This window comes from Crateriforma spongiae (assembly GCF_012290005.1).
In the GTDB taxonomy this organism is placed as follows: Bacteria; Planctomycetota; Planctomycetia; order Pirellulales; family Pirellulaceae; genus Crateriforma; species Crateriforma spongiae.
Map to the genome: position 1 here is coordinate 1 of NZ_JAAXMS010000042.1, position 423 is coordinate 423.

1 protein-coding gene is annotated in these 423 nt (G+C 63.1%); it reads right to left on the reverse strand.

The window, feature by feature from the left end:
- Window positions 1-379: VCBS domain-containing protein (locus HFP54_RS25110; protein ID WP_168567305.1), on the reverse strand; the 379-nt coding region annotated here is incomplete at its 3' end.
- Window positions 380-423: the final 44 nt, after the last annotated feature.

Here is a 423-nt window from a genome sequence, read left to right on the forward strand (position 1 = left end):
ATGCCACGCTCGGATCGATGCTGAAGGCGGCCAGGATCGCGGTCTCCTGCGCCGGGGTCAGGGTCAACCCGTTGGCCAGTGTCACCGTGGTCACTGTGCCACCGTCATGCGAGGCGACGTGGGCATCACTCAAGTCGACATCATCGAAGCTAATCGTGCCGGCCTCTACCGCTGGATCGGCATCGGGGTTGGTGTCAGCGCTTTCGGTCACCGTGGCGGCCTGCGCCGGGCTGTCGATGATCGGAGCATCGTTGGTGCCGTTGACCGTGATCACGACGTCCTGCGTGTCGGTCCCGCCGTTCTGATCGTCGATCGCCACCGTGTAGGTCAGCACCAGCTGATCGTTCTCACCGAGGAAATCGATCTCACTATTGCTCACCCCGTAGCTCCAACCCAGCGAGCCGGCACCCGTGCTGTTGTCGA